Raw genomic sequence first — 20557 nt, 5'->3', positions numbered from 1 at the left:
TACAATTATAAGAAAAAAATTACATTAAATAATCCGAAAAATATTATAGATCAAATTGTTGCGATATGATCTTAATTCTTCCCTATAAATAAGTTCAAGATCCTTTATTTTTTCATTGATATTATGATCTATAAAAAATGTTTTTTTTGCATTTCTTGAAAACTCATTATACAAATGTTCTTCTCTCAACAATTTAATTATCCTTTGACTAAATTCTTTTGTATCATTATTCTTGATACAAAATCCGTTAAAGTTATCCTTTATTAAATCACGATTTCCATCACAATCTGAAACAACATTTGGGATAGATAATGCTAAACTTTCAATTATTGCATATGGTAATCCTTCATATCTCGATGTAGAAACATATAATTTTGACTTACTGGTGATATGTAAAACGTCTTCTCTTGAAGTCCAATTCAAAATAGTTATTTTATCCTTTAAATTTAATTTTAAAACTAAATCCTTAACGATTTCCAGTTGATCTGCATGATGCCCAACGCCAACTAAAACCAAATGCACATCTTCCGTTTTGTTAACTTCGTATAACACACGTATCAATTCTTCGGTATTTTTTTGATAACATGGCCTTCCTACACTACAGAGGTACTTGTCTGGCCATGTTTTTGGTATGGATAGTGTAAAAACTTTTTCAATTGGTGCTATTGCATTATTAAAAAGTGCTGTTTTAGATTTAGGATAACCTACTTCATCAATTCCTCGTTTCAATTCTGATTCTGAAGAAGCTAGTAAAACTGAGTTTCCTTTTGAAAGTAGCTTTTCAATAAATAAAAAAGCAGTTCTTCTTATTTTTTTATCTGTACATAAATAAGAAAAAGCTTGTGGAGTATGGAGAACTTTTATACCAGTCAAAAAACCAATTACTCTGGCAATAACACCTCCTTTTGTACTGTGTGAATGTATTAAATCTGGTCGTTCTTTACGAATGATTTTTAATGCTCTTATCGTTGCTAAGAAATCCTTTTGGATTGAAATTTCACGATGAATGGGCAATTTGAATTCTTTAACTGGTTCAAAATTCTTGTCACGAAATAAAACCTGAGTATCAGATTCTCCATGTAGAACAATACTTTCAAACTCTGACACGTTTATATTTTGAAGTATTTGTCGCAATGAAACATCCACACCTCCAACGGAATGCAAAATATGTGCAATTTTAATCTTACTCATTTGCTTTGTTCTTAACGTGAGATAAAGTTAAAATAAATATCCCCACAAGGTAACATCCAAATTGTCTGTAAAATATATTCTCAACGCAAAAAAACAATAAAAAAGATGCGACAATAGCTGTTTGAAAAAAATTCTCTCTGACTTCCAGAAATAATTTAATAAAAAAAGCAACAAATAGTGCTAAGCCAATTAAACCTCCAATTAAATAAAAATCTATAAACTGATTGTGAGAGTTAAATTTTTCTGAGAGAAAATATTCTTTTTTAGATACATTTTCAATAGTATTACTATAACAATCTAAAAAATTATCTGAGACTGTACTATATCCATCAAATCCAATGAAAGAATTAAAATCACTTTTCTGTGTCATTGAAAATGCACAATTCCAGATTACAATTCTTGGTTCATAATCAGACGCTACTTTAAGTGATTCTTCAAGATTACTCTTGATAAAAAAACGCTCCGATATGTTTTTATTTGTTGCTACAATTAATCCAAAGAAAACAATAAACGAAATAAGGGATGCAACCTTTTTTATCAAACTAATTTTAGCATAAAAAAACAAATAGATCGTCGCCACTAAAAACAATGTGATGATTGAAATCCTGGCCGAAATTAAAATTATAAATAGAAATAATAATACTGAATTAATTATCCAAAAGTACTTAAACTTAATTGATATAAATACTCTTTCAATGGCTAATAAAAGACCTAAAACAGCAATAAAGCCAATATAAGGTCGCTCAAGAAGTAATAACTCATTTACCTCTGCAGTGTTTGAAAAAGGTAATATACGATGTCTCAAAAAGAACAAACTAACTAAAACGACAGAACACACAATTACAGCATTTATTCCCCATAAAACGGTCACTTTAAAAGAATTAAAATCTTTAACTTTTTTCAAAATAATCGCCAACCAAAAGAATAAAAAGAAACCTTTAAGAATTTTAAAATCATGTAATATTGTACCAAAAAAAATTGATTTTACAATAAGAAATGTTAACAACATCAATAAAATAGCACTTGATGAGAAGGTAAAATTTAATACTAAATTTCTATACTTTCTATAATCAATAATTGTCCAAATTGATAAAATTGCCAAGATAATATTAGGAATTGCCATCGAAAAAAACAATGACAATAATAAGGCGTAAATGAGATATTCAAAACCTTTTTCTTTAACTAAATCTCTCATTTTTAACTCTTTTTTTGATTGCTAAAATTATAGTATAGGGCATAATCAATAATATATAATTTCTAATAAGTCCATAAATTGGATAATATCCAAAATAAAAATTTTCTTTTATAATTTGTATTCTCGCTTTTACCTGTTGTCTTCTTTTTTGAATAGAAATACCTTTGTCATTAATTTCAATTTGGGTCAAATATTGCTCAATGTTAGCCATTTTAAACTTTTTTGAAATAGCAAAAAAGAAAGCAAAATCCTCTGCAGATTTATGATTTGTAGAATAAAATCCTATAGCATTTATAATCGATGTAGTAAATAATATTGCCGGATGAATTAACATAGAGTTGAAATACATCTTATTTTTTATTTCTTTATCATTTAATGGTAAATTAATTGAATACAAATAATTATCATTGTTATCAACTGCCAATACATTTGAGCCTACAATTTTTACTTCAGTATTTTGATCTAAAAATGCGGCCTGAATAGCAAATCGTTTTCCTAAACAAACATCTCCACAATCTAGTCTTGCGGTGTATTTATATCCTTTTTCAAGACTAATTTTAAGTCCATGATTTAATGCAAATTCAATTCCCTGATTTTTCTTGAAATATTCGAAATAAAGAGTTCCTTTTGCTTTAAAATTCTTTCGAAGTATTACCTCATCAAATTTATTTTTACTTCCGTCATCTACGATGATAATGTCCAATTCTTCACTAGCATCAATCGAATTCAGTGATTTTATTAACCCAATAGAATTATTATAGTAGGGAATCAAAAGTACAATCTTATTCATTTTCTGCTAAATTTGATTTTTTTCTCATTCTAATTAAAATTGCCAAACTTAACCAAACACCATACATTCTAAAAGTATCTATTTGAAACCAATTTACATATAAACCAATAAGTGAAATAAGAAGAATCATTAAGAGAACTTTTTCTTCTCCCTTAGCTATTTTTATTAATAGTCGTATTTCATTAATTGAAAAATAAAGTATCATTAAGAACAATATAATTCCAACTAATCCTGTCTCTGCCATCAAACGAGTATAGATATTATATCCAGGTGGAAATGCTCTTTCTTTTTTATTCTTATAAAACAATGTAAATTCATAATTGTTTCGAGTTGCCCATATTGGATAATGTGTTCTGCTATGGTAGGTTTGCTGACCAAATCCTACACCAATAATCGGATTTTCTAAAAACACCTGCAAAGAAGCATATTGCATTCCGAATCGTGATTGATTAGAAACACTTTTTGTGAGATTCTTTTTAAAGTCTAAAGAATCCATTTTTTCAGATACAGATTTTAGTACTTTTTCTCCGTTTAAAACTAATAACACACTAAAAAAAAGAGAAAATACTAATCCAAAATTTATAATATATTTCTTGAATTTTTGGTCTTTATACAGAAAAACTGAAAAAATCATTAACTGAATAAAAATTACAACAAGTCCAGTACGAGATCCTGAAAAATAAGTTAAAACTAAAATACAAATTGTAGGTAAAAATCTGCAAGGATTATTACTAGTAATAATGTAACTAAACATCCATCCTGAAATTGTAATTAAATAAATTGCGAGGAATGGTGGTTCATAGCATATTGATGAAATTCTTTCTTGAGGAAAAAGATTAACTTCTAAAAATGGAAAATAATTGAACAACTCCAGAATTTTGTAAAAAAAATGATATCCTACTGTGGAAATTAAAATTTGAAGAAAGCCACAGACAGAAGCTACTACTAAAGACCAAAGAAAAATTTTCCTGATTTTAAAAAGAATTTCTTTCAAATGCATTTTAGCCAAAACATTGATATACAAAATCAAAAACACTAAAATTGATAATAATAAAGCAAAATATTGTCTTATAAATCTATTTATACCGCCTGTTTGTTTAAAATAATTAGATAAAACAGTATTTACATTTAATAGAGTGGTAATCAAACACCAAACTAGAAAAAACATTACTAATTGAAAAATAAGATTTCTATAAGGTATATGAATTTTTCCGGAACAGACAATGTCAACACACAAAACCAAAAATCCCGCAATTAAAAAAATAGCACCAGCCTCACTTTTAAATTCGCCAAGCAAAGGAATTCCTTCATAAGTATTGAATGGAAAAAAGAAAAATCCTAAAAAGAATAATATTGTATATAATTTTCTAAGCAATACTTTTAAGTTTTTTGATTTTCAGATTATTTAGATTTCGGGCCACTTCTGAGATTCTTGAATGATACATAACTTTAGCCATTAAAACTAATAAATACAAACCCTTCTCAGATTTGTTTTTTATAATTTTCAAAACTAATCCTTCAAAGACTCCTTGTTTATTTAAAATATCTTCAGAATACTTCTTTGATACCTTAATAACTTCGGAATCAAAAGCTATGGTTTTTATTTTTTCAAATTTCTCCGAAAAGGACGTTTCTATAGTTGCATACTTAAATATCAAATAAAAAACTTTCTGAACAAATCTAATTGCTTTTAGTCTATCAATCTCTTCTTCTGAAAGTATTAAATCACATCTTTCTTTATAATTTAAATGAAGTTTCTGACGCGCTATTTCAAAATAATCAACTTTAAAGAGATTCTTAGAAACTCCATTAAAAACTTCTCTGTAAAAATAACCTGAATAATCTATAAAAAGAGCATTTGACGCTACATTAAAAGCTAATAAATTAAACAATTGATCTTCTTCATACACACTTGGAAAAGTTATCTTATTAGCTAAAATAAGATCTCTTTTATATAATTTATTCCAAACTGAAAAAAGATCCTCTCTTTCTAGCAAATTCGAAATAATTTCCTTTTGAATGTACTCTTTATCATAAACTATATTTACTGGAAATATTTCTTTTTTAAGTACATACTTTTTATCTCTTCCTAAAAAATAATTAGAAACAACCAAATCCACATTTTCCTTACTTACTCTATTATACAAAGTTTCAAACATTTCATCTGCCACAAAATCATCAGAATCTATAAAGCCTATATACTGTCCTTTTGCTGCAATTATTCCAACATTTCTTGCTATACTTCGCCCAGCATTTTCCTGATTAATAATTCTAATTCTTTTATCAAGTTCTTGATACTTCTCAATTATTTCCAAACTTTTATCAAATGAACCGTCATTTATAAAAATAAACTCGCATTCTTGCAATGTTTGATTTGTTAGCGACTTAATACAATCTTCTAAAAAGGATTCTGCATTATATACTGGAATAATCACACTAACTTTTATTTGTTTCATGCTTAATTTATTTTAGAACGATTTTATCAACCTCTTTTCTTGCATAGAACCACATTCCTAAGGCTATAAAAATTTGCGTGATCAGCAACGAAATGGCTGTACCGAATTCTTGGTATAATTGGGTTAAAACCAAATTAATAATCAAATTTAAAATTGTTGCTAACAATATAACCCGAAAATATAATTTATCTTTTCCTAAATTTAATAGAATCTGCTTACCAAACATCGTATCTAAAAACGATAACAAGGGTATAAGAATTACTATTCTGAATAAAAGAACTGCAGGAAACATTTGACTACCATAAATAATTACTATGATTTGCTCTGCAAAGCAAAAGCATGCGACTATAATTACAGAAAACAAAATGGCTCCAAATTTTGTTATTTTCTTTATTTTTTGAACTGTTTTTAACTTATCAACAATCATTTCCTTTGAAAGGTATGGAAAAATTGTATTTGAAATTGGAGTTTGAAAATTACCCACAGCCCTGACAAGTTTTTCTGCTGCTGAAAAGTATCCAACAGCATGATTTCCTGCTAGAATTCCTAAAATTAAAGTATTTGTATTCGTAAATAAAGAAATTTTAAGTTCAGATAAAAATACATATTTCGATTTTTGAAGTTGCTCTATGATACCACTTAATGGTTGTACTTGAAATCTAATATTAAAATCTTTATGTATATAAAACAACGCAAAAACTCCGGCAAATATAAACCCTAAAGCGTTAAAAACGGGAACTAGGTAAAAATCAGATTTTTCTCTAACAAAAATAAAAAGTGCTATAGTAAAAATTAACTTGGTAATTAAGTTGAGATAAGTAATATATTTCATCTTCTGAACTCCCTGAAAATACCAGACAGGAAAAATTGCCTGTCCAAGAATAGAACCAAATGAAAATAAATATATAACCCAATATGTTCTGAAAATTTCAAATGAAAACACAAGTGTCATCATTAAAATAAAACTTACTGTCACTAAAAATAATTTTGCTGACATAATTTGATTAAAAATTAAATTATGCTTCACACAATCGTCAATAGTTAATGAGATATCACGAGTTCCAGTAGCATTAAAGCCATAATCTGTAACAATTTGAAAATAGGTAACAAATGCAAAAGAAAATGACAATAGTCCGAAATACTCAACACCTAATACTCGGATTAAATAAGGAAAAGTAATTAAAGGTAAAAGCAAATTTAATCCTTGAAGAATAGAAAGATACACGAAATTTGAAGCTAAATTTTTATGCTTTTTACATCGCTGAAATATATCAAAAATTAGTTTCAATATTTATTTATGTATTATTAAAATAAGGCTATACCTTAGAAGGAACAGCCTTAAAAAATTAATTGTATTGAAAAAACTACAATTGAACTCCTCTTACTTTTTCTATTTCAGTATAAATTACTGGTTTTGTTAAAAAATACGGATCAAAATTTTCTCCATTTTTAATAAACTTTACTTCTCCTGTTGCTTCATCAAATTTTATAAATTCATTTGGCGTAAAATATTTTAAAATATCTCTTTTTTCAATTTTAAAAATTCTTCCTTCAAAACTTAAAGTTATTGCATTAATTATTATCGGATCTTGATCCTTTTTTGAACTAATATCAAGACGAATATCATTTGGTAAAATTCCTTCCGGAATACTGAATGTCAATGATTGTATCTCTGAACTTCCTTTTACACCGTTATAAACTGTATTTTTATCATCAAAATATGCAATAGAAGGATCCTTGTAAAAGAGAATTAATTCGTCATCCTTTTGTATTTTTAGATCAACAATTACATCAAATGTATTGGCTTTAATTTCCTCAACTGGTGTAACTTCTTCTTTATTCTTACATGATATAAAAAAAGTTAGTAAAACTAAATTTATAAAAATTAGCTGTTTTTTCATTGTAATGTACTTTTTAAATAGATTTTTTTTAAAACTAATAATATATTCCATTCTTTAAATTAGAATAATTTTTAATCATTATTTATTTGAATTTAAAAACTTTTGTTTGTTATAAAAAATCTTGAAAAGATTTATAAATCCAAATAAAATAATGAATAAAGCTGGTAGTATAAATTTTAACTTTCCAAAGATGGAATTTGTATTTTTTATATTTAAGGTTGAGTTAATATCTTTGACTGTTTTATCAAAACTTACTAACTCTAGCCTATTTCTGCCCTGATCATTAACCAAGTCTTGTTTCGTCTTTATAATGTCATTTAATTGCGTATTCTCATTATAATATACTAATTTGTCGTTTTTAGCCGTATTTTTTACTGTCCCTGAAAACCCGTTTAGAACATCATTTATCTGACTAATTATAGTATCATTTTGAGCAATTTTCAGTTCAATATTTTTGAATTCTATTTTTTGAATTGAATTATAGTATTCTGAAGTATTCAAATATTTTAATATCGGTTCTACAAATTCTTTTTCATCAATTAATTCATTAGAAATAAATGAAATCGAATGAAAAGTATAATTTTTACTGGTAACATTATCCAATAAGATTTTGTTAATGTCACCATCTTCAGCCATTAACTTTATAAGCTCAAAATTCTGTTCTTTATTTTCTACAAATCTAAAAACATCAGAAATGGGTTTAATTTCAATTTTTGAAATTACTCTCGGATTCGAAATCCCAACAATATTTTTTAAGAAAACAGTATCTCCGGAAGCAATCTTTGAATCAATTAAATCAATCTTTGAATATAAATAATCAACACTCCCAAAATTTGGTCTAACAATAATTTTATTATCATACGATTCTCTATTGGCATCAAAATACCACCCCATCAAAAAACCTAACAAAATGAGTACTGCTACCAAAATCCAGTTTCGAATAAAAAACTGAATACCCCTAAAAATAGAAGTATTAATGCCCTGAAAAAAGTTGCCTATTTTTTTTGAAATCTGCAACAAATCAATCTCCTGATCCTCTTGATTTTGGGATACTTTTGTACTCATTTATAAGTTTTATTATACGTTGAAAATCTGCTCTAAAATTTTAATAGTAATCAAATACGTTGGTTTTACACCTGTTGTACCTAATCCGCCTGACGCTAATGTGCTGCCGGTTTCCAGTGGATTATCTGATGCATAATAAGCGTAACGAACTTTGATATCATGCGGTACACTTTTTCTGATTTTTGAGGCAGATTGTATCGCTTTCTGATAATAAGAACCTTCCATTTCAAGACCAATTACACCCCAGGTAGACTCGTGGAAAAATTTCAACAAATCTCTGTTCTGTAATGATGTTCCTAAAACGGTAACCATAGCTCCTTCAAAAACAGCAATATCATTTCCTTCAAACATGGCTCCTGTTAATTCATTTTCAAAGAAATAATTATCAGCAGTTCCTTCATTTATATGTGCTGTAGGAATCATAATATCTCCTTTTCCACCCTCCAGAATTCCGGCTTTACCCATTATCGAAACCGATTTTACGTTCAATAAGGTATCTTTTTTATACGGTTTCAAAAGCTCATCAATTGTTTCATACGCCTGCTCTCCAAACGCATAATCCATTACAATGATAACCGGTTTTTCTTCTTCTAATTTTGCCTTTGGAAAAGCAGTTTTTGCCCAGTCAATTTTAGCCGTATCAAAAATCTGAACGTCGATATTCGTTCCGGAGCTATCCGGTAGCGAAATCATTCCGTTTTTTAATGCCAGTTCTTCTACATGGCTTCTAATTTCTTTGGCACCTGATTTACTTAACTCTTCGTAAATATAGAAATCAGATTTCTCCTTGAATTTTGTTTTCAACAACGGTGTTGCAAAAATTGAATTCATTACACTGTGCATATTGGCACTGATCACATGAATTGGGCGTTTTAAAAGGTTATTTGCCTTAAGAACTTCCTTGATGTTTGTTGCCCAGATTTCACCGTGAATATGGTGGCCTAAACGTTCTCTTAAAACCGGACTAAAGGTGATTGTACGCTTATTATTGTCAATAACTTCTTCAATCGCCAGTTTTCCTAACCAGTAAATAACGTGAAGGAAACGATCCGGAGCATTCTCTGATCCAAAAGCATCGTAAATATCTAAAACTTCTTCAAAAGTTCTTGCCAAAATATTAGCAACATGTGAAATTGCTTTTTCTTTTTCTATTTGAGAAAGCTTCTTGGTTTGCAATACGGCTTGTTCTAGTTTTAACCAATCGCGGGAAACCTCTCCTCCATCGTCTAGTAAAACTCTGTTTTTAATTTTATGTGATTCAATGAAAATAAAAGTCAAATGCGTCAGAATATCATAAATATCGGATCGCCCGCGGGTGATTTCAACATTCATTTGTTCCTCATCAATTCGGTAGCAGTTTCTTCTTCTTTTTGGAGGAACAATTGGCTGGAAATGTGATTTAGAATATCCTTCGTCTGAAGTTAAGTTAATGAAACGGCATTGCTCGATTCCTATCGGCAAACGTTCTATAACGTATAAAAGACCATTAAGTTCTACTTTTTCTTCCCCTATATTTCCGTATATCTCCGGACGTAATGCTAGTAATGACTCACGTAAACTATCTCCTGAAACTCCCATTGGTTTATAAAAACCACGGTTGAATAAGTGACGCATTGTAATGTACATTTTTTCTATAGCGGCAGACGATTCCTGCGCTCTTGATCTTGATATATGTTTGGTTTCTTTCATGCTATTCTATTTTAAAATCTTCTTCTTCAGAAGATGCAATTTGTATTTTTCAATCAACGAAAGTAGTAATTTTAAACTATAGTTTCATAAAACCCTAGTGTTACTAAACTGTTGTTTCATTATAATCTTACTTTAAATTATCAGCAATATCTCTATTATTTGATAATCTTGGGATTTTGTTCTGACCTCCTAATTTTCCTTGGGATTTCATGTATTTCTGAAATCCATTTTTTGATACTTTGCTTACCACAACTTTACGCAAAACATTTCCGGTTATCAAATCATCGTAGTAAATATTTTGTTTTCGCATCGAATTGTCAATTGCTTCTGCAAAAACATCCATGTTTTCGGGTTCTGTTTCAAATTCAATCAGCCATTCATGGTACGGTAATCCATTTGAAGGATTGATTTGAGGGGCAACTGTAAACTCATTAATTACAACTTTGGTTCCTTGTGTGGCTTCTTTCATTGCATTTTCAACCTCGTTCGCAATCACATGCTCTCCAAAAGCTGAAATAAAGTGTTTGATTCGGCCTGAAACAATAACTTTGTGTGGAAATAAAGAAGTAAACTGTACAGTATCTCCAATGTTATAACGCCAAAGCCCGGCATTTGTTGAAATAATCAGAGCATAATTTACACCAACCTCTACTTCTCCAATGGTCATACTTTTTGGGTTGGGTTCAAAAAATTCATCTGCTTTGATAAATTCGTAAAAAATTCCTGAGTTCAGCAACAACAGCATCCCTTTTTCTTTTTGAGAATCCTGATACGCGAAAAAACCTTCTGAAGCCGGAAAAAGTTCAATACTGTCTACCTTTCTGCCCATCAGATTTTCAAACTTGGCACGATACGGTTCGTAATTTACTCCTCCGTAAATAAACAATTGAAAGTTTTTAAACAAATCCGTGATTTTTTTACCGCCGCTTTTTTCCTGTAAACGTTCAAAATACATCTGGACCCATGACGGAATTCCCGAAATAACGGTCATATTCTCCTGTATTGTTTCCTCAACAATAGCATCAATTTTAGTTTCCCAATCCTCAATACAATTGGTTTCCCAAGAGGGCATTCGGTTTTTTTGAAGGTATTTTGGAACAAAATGTGCTGCGATTCCCGATAATCTTCCAAACTTGATTCCGTATTTTTCAACTAAAATAGGGCTTCCCTGCAGGAAAATCATTTTACCATCAACAAAATCAGTCTTTCCTGTTTCACGAATATAATGCAGAATCGCATTTCTGGACGCTTCAATATGAAAAGGCATCGACTCTTTTGTAAGGGGAATATATTTAGCTCCGGAAGTTGTACCGGAAGTTTTCGCAAAATAAAGCGGTTTTCCTTTCCAAAGAATGTTTTCTTCCCCCATCCTGGCCTTATCAATATAAGATTTTAGATCTTCATAATCCCGAACAGGTACATTATTTTTAAAATCATCGACCGTTTTTACCTGATCAAAATGATGATCTTCTCCAAATTGAGTTTCTTTGGCACTATGTATTAAACTCTTAAATACAGCTTGTTGGGTTTCGACCGGTTTATTGGCCCAGGCCTTGGTTTGATAATATATGGTGCTGGCAAATAATTTTGCTGCTACTGACTTAATAGACATTGTTTGAGATATTAATTCTTGTCACTTTTCTTTGTATTTCGGGATTTTTCACCCGACTCCTTCTCCATTTTGGCCACTTCTTCTCTTAATTTGATTTCTTCCTCTGAAGCTTTCATATCTACCTGTGAAGGTTCATCTGTTTCTGCCAGAATAGAATCTTTATTGAATTTCGCGTATTCCAGTTCTCCTCTCAAAACCTTCTGAATTCCTTTGATATAGGCTTCATTTTTCTTTAAAGCGGTTTCCAGTGAATCTGATTTTATAGCCAATTCTGTCGCATTCTTTTTTAATTCAGAGGAAGAATACCCCGGAATAAACTCGCGTAAAGGTGTAAAAGCAATGATAAAAGTGGTAACTAAAATTAAAAAAATGCCACCCAAAGTAAACGTTACAAAAACGTTCATCAAATTAAGTTTGAACGAAAAAATTTCTTCAAAAGTATCCTCATTCAAAATCACCAATCGGTTCTTAATGAATAAACTTTTCCTGAAATTGAACTTTTTACTGGTCATTTATGGTTATTTATTACGAGCAAATATAACAATTAATCGTCTTGTTGCTGCGGGACAAAAATGAACGAATACACTTATTTTACTATTTTATAAAATATTTAACGCTGTCACAAACAAATATTTTAATCTAAAAAGACTTCTTGTTCGTATAATTCTATATACCTTTGCTTAAAATTTAGAAAACAATTTGCTTCGGCATTAAATATACAATCATGGGAAGATTAGGTCTTACAGAAATCCTCGTAATAGTAGGTATTGTGATATTACTTTTTGGAGGTAAAAAAATTCCGGAATTAATGAAAGGTTTAGGAAGCGGAATTAAAGAATTCAAAAATGCCGCTAAGGATGATCAATCTGCTCCTGCTGCTAAGAAAGAAGAGGAAGAAACAAAATAATAACACTAAGTTATTAAAAATCCCAAATTACAATAATTGTAATTTGGGATTTTTTATTTTTTGTTTTATAGTATCATCGTCAGCTGAATTCTCTTCCTGTCTTCATCAACCTCAGTAACCTTAACGTCAACATGCTGATGTAATTTTACAACTTCGTTTACATCACTCACAAATCCGGCTTTCAATTGAGAAATGTGAACCAAACCGCTTTCTTTGATTCCAATATCAACAAAACAGCCAAAGTTGGTAATGTTATTCACAATTCCCGGTAAAATCATTCCTGTTTTCAAATCTTTAATCGATTTTACATTGGCATCAAACTCAAAAACCTTAGCCGATTTTCTTGGATCTAAACCTGGCTTTTCAAGCTCTTTTATAATGTCTTTTAATGTTAGTAACCCAATTTCAGGAGTAATATAATTTTCGGCCTTAATAAGAGCTGTTTTCTCTTTATTAGCAATTAATTCATTCACCGAAAGTTTTAAATCTTTTGCCATTTTCTCTACAACCGCATACGCTTCAGGGTGCACCGCCGAATTATCCAATGGATTTTTAGCATTTGTAATTCTAATAAAAGCAGCTCCCTGTTGATAGGCCTTATCTCCTAAACGAGGCACTTTTTTAAGCTGTTTTCTGTCTTCAAATGGACCATTTTCTGAACGGTACTGAACGATATTTTCGGCCAGCTTCTCTCCTATTCCACTCACGTAACTCAATAAATGTTTACTTGCCGTGTTGATATTGATTCCCACTGAGTTTACACAACGAATTACAGTATTATCAAGTTCTTCTTTTAATTTCGTCTGATCCACATCATGTTGGTACTGACCTACTCCAATTGCTTTTGGGTCAATTTTTACCAATTCGGCCAAAGGGTCAGAAAGTCTTCTTCCGATAGAAACAGATCCACGAACCGTAACATCATAATTTGGAAACTCTTCTCTCGCAATTTTTGATGCCGAATATACCGACGCTCCTGCCTCAGAGACAATAAAAACCTGTATCGGCTTGTCAAACGCGATTTTTTTAATGAAAAACTCCGTTTCACGCGAAGCGGTACCGTTTCCAATAGAAATTGCATCGATCTGATACGCATTTACCATAGAACGTATCTTCTTGATCGCCATAGTTTCCTCATTTTGAGGTGCATGAGGATAAATTGTTTCGTTATACAACAAATCTCCTTTTTCGTCTAAGCACACCACTTTACAGCCGCTTCTAAATCCGGGATCGATCGCTAAAATACGTTTTTCACCTAAAGGCGGTGCCAATAACAGCTGTCCTAAATTGTTTGCAAAAACCTGAATTGAATTGGCATCGGCTTTTGCTTTTGCTTCTTGTAAAGTTTCATTTCCAATAGCAGGATTTAACAGTCGTTTGTAACTGTCTTCAATGGCTAACTGCAAATGAGCTGTTGTACTGTTTTGCTTTTTAATAATAATTTCATCAATAATGTCATAAGCTTCATCCAGATCAACATCCACTTTCATTTTTACAAATCCTTCATTTTCTGCACGAAGCATTGCCAATAAACGATGTGACGGCGCTTTAGTCAACGGTTCTTCCCACTCAAAATACTGACTGAACTTTTGAGCTCCTTCTTCTTCAGCCTTCTTTTTTACAACTTTAGTGGCTATCACTGCTTTTCGCTGATACAATCTCCTCAATTGTTTACGAACATAAATATTTTCGTTAATCCATTCCGCAATAATATCTCTTGCACCCTGCATGGCAGCTTCTTCATTAATCACATTTTCGTTCAGATATTGTGTCGAAATAAAATCAACATCAACATCACTCTCTGACATAATAATTTTTGCCAATGGCTCTAAACCAAATTCACGCGCAACATCAGCTTTTGTTTTTTTCTTCTTTTTAAAAGGCAGATAAAAATCTTCTATTTCCTGTAAATCAAAACTTTGCTCAATTTTCTGCTTCAATTCCGGCGTAAGCGATTTTTGTTCTTCAATAGATTTCAAAACCGCTTCTTTGCGTTTTACGATCGTTTCATATTCCTTTTGAAGTTTCGCAATTTGCTCAATTTGAACTTCGTCCAGATTTCCGGTTGTATCTTTTCGGTAACGGGAAATAAACGGAACAGTACAATCTTCCTCTAGTAATTTTACCGTGTTTTGAATGTTAATTGCTGCTGTTGGAACAGACTTGGCAATGAATTGAATATTAGTCATACTTTATAATGAAATAATTTCTGGATTAGAAAATGAGATCATCTGTCTGTCAAAATCGACATTAGATTAATCAATCACCCGGCTAAAATAATATCTTTGTTTTTAATTTTAAGCCGATGGAAGTTTTATTAACGTATTTTTTAATTGTAAATATCAGTGTTTTTGCTCTCGCAGGATATGATAAATATCAAGCCAGGAAAAACAAACAAAGAATTCCTGAAAACACCTTGTTTTTTCTTGAAGCCGTTGGCGGTACAGTTGGATTGTTTTTAGCCATGTTATTCTTTAGACATAAAACGAGTAAATCTTCTTTTATTATAAAATTCTCGTTTATTTTTTTCATTCAGATTATACTTATTTATCTAAAACTAACTTATAAAATCTAAATAATTACTCTTATTAATCACTTCAAAAGCAGCTTCAGGATAAGCTTTTGCGAAGGCTGTTGGGATTTTTGCTTTTTTATTTTCGTTCCACTTAAATTCAAAACCGTTCAATTGATCTCCTATTTCTTCCAGCCAATCCATCTCTTGCTGGTCATAAGTTCTCCAGAAATAATTATTGGTTTTAATTTTAAAATAATGCTGTTTTTTAATTCGCTCGTAAGCTAAATAATTCTCCCATAGATCTCCAACATCATTTCTTAAAGCCAGAGTATTAAAATTGTTAATAACAGCATTTCTGATACCATTATCATAAAAATACCAGCGGCTTGACTTTACAATTTCTTTGCGTAAATTTCTGCTAAATCCTTCTACTTTAAAAAGAATAAACACTTTTGAAAGTAAATCTAAATAATTTGCGACTGTATTTTTAGACAATTGCAATTGATTGGCTAACTCTTGAATAGAAACTTCTTTTCCAACCTGATAAGCAACTAAACGAAGTAAATCATAAATTTTATCTGCATGTTTTATTCCTTCAAAAACTAAAATATCTTTTAATAAATACGAATTAATAATTTCAAATAAATATTCCTTTTTATCTTCCCAATTATCATATTGAATCAATTCCGGATAACCTCCAAAAAGCAACTTTTCTTCTAATTTTTCAAGTGTTTCTTTATAATTTTCCGTTTCAGAAAACTCAAGCTGTGCCAATGGAAACAAGTAAATTGTATTCTTCCTTCCTACTAAAGGTTCTCCTAATTTATTACTTAAATCAAACATTGAAGATCCCGTAGCAATAATCTTTATCCCTTCTATTGTATCAACAATTAGTTTTAGTATCAGACCTATTTCAGGAACATTTTGAGCTTCATCAATTACCAGTAAATCAATACCTTTCAGAAGTCTTTTATAGTTATTAACAGAGCGTTCTTTAAGCAGGTTAATATCATTTATATCTTCTCCATTAAGCTGTAAATAACTATTTGCTGGTATATCTTTCAAATAATTAATAATGAGCGCTGTTTTTCCAACACGTCTTGCTCCTAATAAGATTAAAACTTTGTTTAGAATTATTTTTCGATTAAATTCCTCTATGACTGCTCTTTTTAGATAGACTTTCATTCTATTTTTAATTAGAATTACAGTACAAAGATATAAAAAATGTAAATTCAGTCATCGTATTCATCAAATTTACATTAATTCAGTCATTTTAATAACTGAATTTACATTTAAAAAGAAAAACCGGAAGAATTTTAAAAATCCGCCCGGCTTATACATTTAGTATTGGTGCGAAGCACCGAATTTTTTTTGACTTTTTACTGACAAGCTATTTTACTCACTCTGTTTTGATGTCTTCCTCCTTCAAATTCAGTTGTTAAAAAGGTTTCAACAATTTCAACTGCTTGAGGAATAGAAGTAAAACGAGCTGGAATACTTACAATATTAGCATCGTTGTGTAAACGTGTTAAATAAGCAATTTCTTTAGTCCAGCACAAACCAGCTCTCACTTTTGGATGTTTGTTAGCCGTCATTGCAATTCCGTTTCCACTGCCGCAGATTACAATTCCAAAATCAGCTTTACCTTCAGATACATCACTTGCAACCGGGTGTCCAAAATCGGGATAATCAACAGAAGCTTCTGTATCAGTTCCGTAATTCGTTACTTCATATCCTTTCGCCTCCAGCATTGCAACAATTGCTTTTTTGTAATCCGGTCCTGCGTGGTCATTTCCTATCGAAATTTTCATTTTTTCTATACTATTAAGTTGTGTGGTACAAATTTACTCAATTAATAAATGTTTGCTACGAATTACATGAATTTTCACGAATTTCTTTTTTCTACTCACTTATAAACATTCCACAAAACATCTCAATTGCAATTGATATACATTCGTAAAATCAACTGCAAAAAACAAAATTTATAACTATCATACTATCAAAATCTTAACAGTTATCAACATTATTAACAACTCTGTAACTGTCTCATTACCAATAAGGAATAATCATAATATTTGTTAAAATTTTGAAGTGTTGATAGCGATTCGTAATTCGTTGATATTCAATTAACTTTAAGTTAACATTATTTGTTAATAAGTTAGAATAGAAAATAAGAAGTTTTTTTTGGTCGTGTCGAAAAAAAACCTAATCCAAAACGTAAATGAAATAACCAAACAAAGTTTCGGGAATTTTTAGAAAAGTTATCAATATCAAAAATACCATTTTCAACAACTATGAACAGATCAACTTATTTACAAAATCAGATCAACTTTAGTTGTCAACCGTTGTTAATTAAAATACAAAAAGTCTTATAAATTAATCTTTTAGCTAAAAATAACTATGTTAATAACTCAGAATAAATAAGTAAAACGAGATTTCAATGACTTTAAAAAAAAATTTATTCGACATATTAACAAGCTATAATAACAACCAAATTTTTTAAAATTTTTAAAATTCTTTTTTGTTGTATTTAATATATGTTGAAAACTAAAAAAGTTGAAAAGGAAAAAATTTAAATTTTAGTTGAATTCAAAGCTGATTTGAATTTGTTTTTGATTGTTGTTTCAAACGATTTTGAGAGGATTGTTCAGATTGTCCAGAATTTGCTGAACTTCTTCGAAATCGTTCGGATGAACTTTGAGTTTGATTCCACCCAGCGCAGTGCTGTACAGCGGGACAACAGACAGTGTCATTTCGTTTTCAAAAAAATAAGGAATTCCTTCCTGTTCCAATAAGTGTTTCAGAACCACGGTCTCGTGTAAATAATTGAATACAGCAATGGTTTTAAAGCTTTCCATATCAGGTCTTTTTGTAAAGATACTGAAATGAACATTATTAAAATTTGTTGTTGATACTAATTTGATAAACGAATTATAAAGGATTCCGGAAAGTTATATTTTTAATAATTTATTTGTTAAAATATATAATCTGATATCTTATTTGTAATTTTAAACTTTTAAGAAAAGATATATGAGTAAGAAAATTAGAAAGCCGATAAAAAAAGAGAAGGATTTCTCCAGTAAGATAGTAAAAATTTTATCGCAAAGCCCTAATAAAGGATTTAACTACAAACAAATAGCAGCAAAACTAGAACTTGACGATACTAAAAGCAGAAATCAGATTATAAAAGATTTAAAAATTCTGGCTGCTTCAAAGAAAATTATAGAATCAGAACCGGGTAAATATTTAGTAAAAGCCGAGAGTCAGGATTATTACGAAGGAACAATTGATATGACCAGTAGAAAAACGGCATATTTTATTTGTGATGAGTTTAGCGAAGATGTATTTATTCCAACCAATAATTTAAACAGGGCATTAGACAAAGACAAAGTTAAAGTCTATGTTTACAACCGAAGAAAAGGTAAAAGACCTGAAGGTGAGGTTATTAGTGTAATAGAAAGAAACAAAACAGAATTTGTTGGAGTAATTGATATTCAGGCCAATTTTGCCTTTGTATCTACAGCAAACCCTAAGATGTATACCGATATTTTTATTCCAAAAGATAAACTGGGAGAAGCAGAAAATGGTGATGTTGTTTTGGTTAAAATTGAAGATTGGCCTAAAAGAGCTGATAGTCCGTTTGGATCTGTAATCAGAGTTTTAGGAAAACCAGGAGAACACAATACTGAGATTCACGCTATTCTGGCCGAATACGGTTTACCGGCAGATTTTCCAGTAGAAGTAGAGGTTTATGCCCAAAAAATAGATACTTCGATTCAGGAAGCTGAGATTGCAAAACGTCGTGATATGCGTGATACACTTACGTTTACGATAGATCCGAAAGATGCTAAAGATTTTGATGATGCCTTATCTTTCAAAAAGTTAGAGAATGGAAATTATGAAATTGGAATTCATATTGCCGATGTTTCTTATTACCTGGAAGAAGGAACAATCTTAGATGATGAAGCTTATCAGCGTGCTACTTCAGTTTATTTGGTAGATAGGGTAGTGCCAATGCTTCCGGAAGTATTGTCTAATTTTGCCTGTTCATTACGTCCAAATGAGGAGAAATATACCTTCTCAGCTATTTTTGAAGTTTCTCCAACTGCACAGGTTATGAATCAATGGTTTGGAAGAACTGTAATTTATTCTGATCAGCGATTTGCATACGAAGAAGCGCAGTATATAATTGAAACTAAAGACAATACAATTCCTGTTGATATCTCAATTACCGGAGAATCGTATACGGTTTCAGATGAAATTACGGAAGCCACTTTAAAATTGGATGAATTAGCAAAGATTTTAAGAAGAAAAAGAATGGCTAATGGAGCTATTTCTTTTGATAAAGTCGAAGTAAAATTTAACCTTGACGAAGAAGGAGAACCGGAAGGAGTGTATTTCAAAATTTCAAAAGATGCCAATCATCTGATTGAAGAATTTATGCTTTTGGCCAACAGAAAAGTGGCGGAGTACATTGGTAAACAAAAGAAAACATTCGTTTACAGGATTCACGATGAACCTAATGAAGACAAATTAATTGCGATGCAGACCGTAATTGCTAAATTTGGTTACAAACTAGATTTTAGAAATAAAGGAGATATTTCGAAATCATTGAATGCCTTAATGGAAGAAGTAAATGGTAAAAAAGAGCAAAATTTAATTGATACTCTTGCTATTAGAAGTATGAGTAAAGCTAAATATTCGACAGAGAACATTGGTCACTATGGTTTAGCTTTTGATTATTACAGCCATTTTACATCACCAATTCGTCGTTATCCTGACGTTATGGTGCACCGTTTACTGCAGTATTACTTAGACAATGGAGCTTCTGTAGATGAAGAAGTCTATGAAACAAAATGTTTGCATTGTTCTAATATGGAGAGTTTAGCGACTAATGCAGAACGCGATAGTATCAAATACATGCAGGTAAAATACATGCAGGATCATCAGGACGAAGAATTCCTTGGTGTTATTTCAGGTGTGACAGAATGGGGAATTTATGTGGAGATTGTTTCCAACAAGTGCGAAGGAATGGTTAGGATCAGGGAGATAAAAGATGACTATTATACTTTCGATGAAAAACAATATGCATTGGTTGGAGCCACTTCAAACAGCGTTTTACAGTTAGGTGACGAAATTTATGTAAAAGTTAAAAATGCCGATTTAGTTAAAAAACAATTGGATTTTCATTTTTTAAGAAGAGCAGAATAGAAGTTTAATTTAAAAGAATAGAAGT

Annotated in this window: 18 protein-coding genes; 3 read left to right on the top strand and 15 right to left on the bottom strand. The window is 30.5% G+C overall.

Features of this window, described 5'->3' with window-relative positions; all coding sequences use genetic code 11:
• Positions 1-24: 24 nt before the first annotated feature.
• The 11 genes from ACAM30_RS08340 to ACAM30_RS08290 all read right to left on the bottom strand — a co-directional run bounded on the left by ACAM30_RS08340 (position 25) and on the right by ACAM30_RS08290 (position 12411).
• Positions 25-1191 (bottom strand): glycosyltransferase, encoded by a 1167-nt coding sequence (locus ACAM30_RS08340; RefSeq protein ID WP_369618073.1) that lies wholly within the window; start codon positions 1189-1191, stop codon positions 25-27.
• Positions 1184-2386 carry an O-antigen ligase family protein gene (locus tag ACAM30_RS08335; RefSeq protein WP_369618072.1) on the bottom strand — a complete coding sequence of 401 codons (1203 nt, stop codon included), beginning with the start codon at positions 2384-2386 and terminating at the stop codon, positions 1184-1186. Before ACAM30_RS08335 ends, ACAM30_RS08340 begins: the two co-directional genes overlap by 8 nt.
• On the bottom strand, positions 2370-3176 hold the full coding sequence (locus ACAM30_RS08330) for a glycosyltransferase (RefSeq protein WP_369618071.1): 807 nt from the start codon (positions 3174-3176) through the stop codon (positions 2370-2372). Before ACAM30_RS08330 ends, ACAM30_RS08335 begins: the two co-directional genes overlap by 17 nt.
• The gene (locus ACAM30_RS08325; RefSeq protein ID WP_369618070.1) at positions 3169-4551 is read right to left on the bottom strand and encodes an O-antigen ligase family protein; all 1383 of its coding nucleotides are present in this window, start codon (positions 4549-4551) and stop codon (positions 3169-3171) included. The genes ACAM30_RS08330 and ACAM30_RS08325 overlap by 8 nt, the downstream gene beginning before the upstream one ends.
• Positions 4544-5632 (bottom strand): glycosyltransferase, encoded by a 1089-nt coding sequence (locus tag ACAM30_RS08320; protein WP_369618069.1) that lies wholly within the window; start codon positions 5630-5632, stop codon positions 4544-4546. The genes ACAM30_RS08325 and ACAM30_RS08320 overlap by 8 nt, the downstream gene beginning before the upstream one ends.
• Positions 5633-5639: 7 nt before the next feature.
• Positions 5640-6920: a flippase gene (locus ACAM30_RS08315; RefSeq protein ID WP_369618068.1), complete on the bottom strand. Its 1281-nt coding sequence runs from the start codon at positions 6918-6920 to the stop codon at positions 5640-5642.
• Between the two features lie 76 nt (positions 6921-6996).
• Complete coding sequence (locus ACAM30_RS08310; protein ID WP_369618067.1) at positions 6997-7533, bottom strand: hypothetical protein; 537 nt, start codon at positions 7531-7533, stop codon at positions 6997-6999.
• A gap of 78 nt (positions 7534-7611) precedes the next feature.
• Positions 7612-8598, bottom strand: a complete 987-nt coding sequence (locus ACAM30_RS08305) for a hypothetical protein (RefSeq protein WP_369618066.1) — start codon at positions 8596-8598, stop codon at positions 7612-7614.
• A 12-nt stretch (positions 8599-8610) separates the two neighbouring features.
• Positions 8611-10287 (bottom strand): hypothetical protein, encoded by a 1677-nt coding sequence (locus tag ACAM30_RS08300; protein WP_285224627.1) that lies wholly within the window; start codon positions 10285-10287, stop codon positions 8611-8613.
• Positions 10288-10414: 127 nt separating this feature from the next.
• Positions 10415-11899, bottom strand: a complete 1485-nt coding sequence (locus ACAM30_RS08295) for a GH3 auxin-responsive promoter family protein (protein ID WP_369618065.1) — start codon at positions 11897-11899, stop codon at positions 10415-10417.
• A gap of 11 nt (positions 11900-11910) precedes the next feature.
• The gene (locus ACAM30_RS08290) at positions 11911-12411 is read right to left on the bottom strand and encodes a peptidase (protein WP_369618064.1); all 501 of its coding nucleotides are present in this window, start codon (positions 12409-12411) and stop codon (positions 11911-11913) included.
• 212 nt (positions 12412-12623) lie between these two features.
• On the opposite strand from ACAM30_RS08290, the gene ACAM30_RS08285 reads away from it, so the two are divergent.
• Positions 12624-12806 (top strand): twin-arginine translocase TatA/TatE family subunit, encoded by a 183-nt coding sequence (locus ACAM30_RS08285; RefSeq protein WP_017498756.1) that lies wholly within the window; start codon positions 12624-12626, stop codon positions 12804-12806.
• Positions 12807-12871: 65 nt separating this feature from the next.
• Here the strand turns inward: ACAM30_RS08285 and ACAM30_RS08280 are convergent, their stop codons facing one another.
• Positions 12872-14995 (bottom strand): Tex family protein, encoded by a 2124-nt coding sequence (locus tag ACAM30_RS08280; RefSeq protein WP_369618063.1) that lies wholly within the window; start codon positions 14993-14995, stop codon positions 12872-12874.
• A 116-nt stretch (positions 14996-15111) separates the two neighbouring features.
• Here ACAM30_RS08280 and ACAM30_RS08275 point away from each other — a divergent pair, with 116 nt between their 5' ends.
• Positions 15112-15381 (top strand): DUF1294 domain-containing protein, encoded by a 270-nt coding sequence (locus ACAM30_RS08275; RefSeq protein WP_369618062.1) that lies wholly within the window; start codon positions 15112-15114, stop codon positions 15379-15381.
• Here the strand turns inward: ACAM30_RS08275 and ACAM30_RS08270 are convergent.
• From ACAM30_RS08270 to ACAM30_RS08260, 3 genes are all read right to left on the bottom strand, one after another.
• Positions 15364-16506: an ATP-binding protein gene (locus tag ACAM30_RS08270; RefSeq protein ID WP_369618061.1), complete on the bottom strand. Its 1143-nt coding sequence runs from the start codon at positions 16504-16506 to the stop codon at positions 15364-15366. The genes ACAM30_RS08275 and ACAM30_RS08270 overlap by 18 nt on opposite strands.
• A 194-nt stretch (positions 16507-16700) precedes the next feature.
• On the bottom strand, positions 16701-17132 hold the full coding sequence (rpiB, locus tag ACAM30_RS08265; protein ID WP_369618060.1) for a ribose 5-phosphate isomerase B: 432 nt from the start codon (positions 17130-17132) through the stop codon (positions 16701-16703).
• Positions 17133-17945: 813 nt separating this feature from the next.
• Complete coding sequence (locus tag ACAM30_RS08260; RefSeq protein ID WP_017498760.1) at positions 17946-18179, bottom strand: DUF2007 domain-containing protein; 234 nt, start codon at positions 18177-18179, stop codon at positions 17946-17948.
• 172 nt (positions 18180-18351) lie between these two features.
• On the opposite strand from ACAM30_RS08260, the gene rnr reads away from it, so the two are divergent.
• Entirely contained in the window at positions 18352-20532 is a 2181-nt protein-coding gene (rnr, locus tag ACAM30_RS08255; RefSeq protein WP_369618059.1) for a ribonuclease R, read from the top strand.
• Positions 20533-20557 lie beyond the last annotated feature (25 nt).

Source organism: Flavobacterium sp. CFS9, from assembly GCF_041154745.1.
Taxonomy (GTDB): domain Bacteria; phylum Bacteroidota; class Bacteroidia; order Flavobacteriales; family Flavobacteriaceae; genus Flavobacterium.
The sequence above is the reverse complement of the archived record's forward strand: the minus strand, read 5'-3'. Positions and strand labels throughout refer to the sequence as shown.

Coding starts and splice junctions, on each gene's coding strand:
- ACAM30_RS08340 (WP_369618073.1), bottom strand. CDS start 1,191: ATGAGTAAGATTAAAATTGCACATATTTTGCATTCCGTTGGAGGTGTG.
- ACAM30_RS08335 (WP_369618072.1), bottom strand. CDS start 2,386: ATGAGAGATTTAGTTAAAGAAAAAGGTTTTGAATATCTCATTTACGCC.
- ACAM30_RS08330 (WP_369618071.1), bottom strand. CDS start 3,176: ATGAATAAGATTGTACTTTTGATTCCCTACTATAATAATTCTATTGGG.
- ACAM30_RS08320 (WP_369618069.1), bottom strand. CDS start 5,632: ATGAAACAAATAAAAGTTAGTGTGATTATTCCAGTATATAATGCAGAA.
- ACAM30_RS08310 (WP_369618067.1), bottom strand. CDS start 7,533: ATGAAAAAACAGCTAATTTTTATAAATTTAGTTTTACTAACTTTTTTT.
- ACAM30_RS08305 (WP_369618066.1), bottom strand. CDS start 8,598: ATGAGTACAAAAGTATCCCAAAATCAAGAGGATCAGGAGATTGATTTG.
- ACAM30_RS08300 (WP_285224627.1), bottom strand. CDS start 10,287: ATGAAAGAAACCAAACATATATCAAGATCAAGAGCGCAGGAATCGTCT.
- ACAM30_RS08295 (WP_369618065.1), bottom strand. CDS start 11,899: ATGTCTATTAAGTCAGTAGCAGCAAAATTATTTGCCAGCACCATATAT.
- ACAM30_RS08290 (WP_369618064.1), bottom strand. CDS start 12,411: ATGACCAGTAAAAAGTTCAATTTCAGGAAAAGTTTATTCATTAAGAAC.
- ACAM30_RS08285 (WP_017498756.1), top strand. CDS start 12,624: ATGGGAAGATTAGGTCTTACAGAAATCCTCGTAATAGTAGGTATTGTG.
- ACAM30_RS08280 (WP_369618063.1), bottom strand. CDS start 14,995: ATGACTAATATTCAATTCATTGCCAAGTCTGTTCCAACAGCAGCAATT.
- ACAM30_RS08275 (WP_369618062.1), top strand. CDS start 15,112: ATGGAAGTTTTATTAACGTATTTTTTAATTGTAAATATCAGTGTTTTT.
- ACAM30_RS08270 (WP_369618061.1), bottom strand. CDS start 16,506: ATGAAAGTCTATCTAAAAAGAGCAGTCATAGAGGAATTTAATCGAAAA.
- rpiB (WP_369618060.1), bottom strand. CDS start 17,132: ATGAAAATTTCGATAGGAAATGACCACGCAGGACCGGATTACAAAAAA.
- ACAM30_RS08260 (WP_017498760.1), bottom strand. CDS start 18,179: ATGGAAAGCTTTAAAACCATTGCTGTATTCAATTATTTACACGAGACC.
- rnr (WP_369618059.1), top strand. CDS start 18,352: ATGAGTAAGAAAATTAGAAAGCCGATAAAAAAAGAGAAGGATTTCTCC.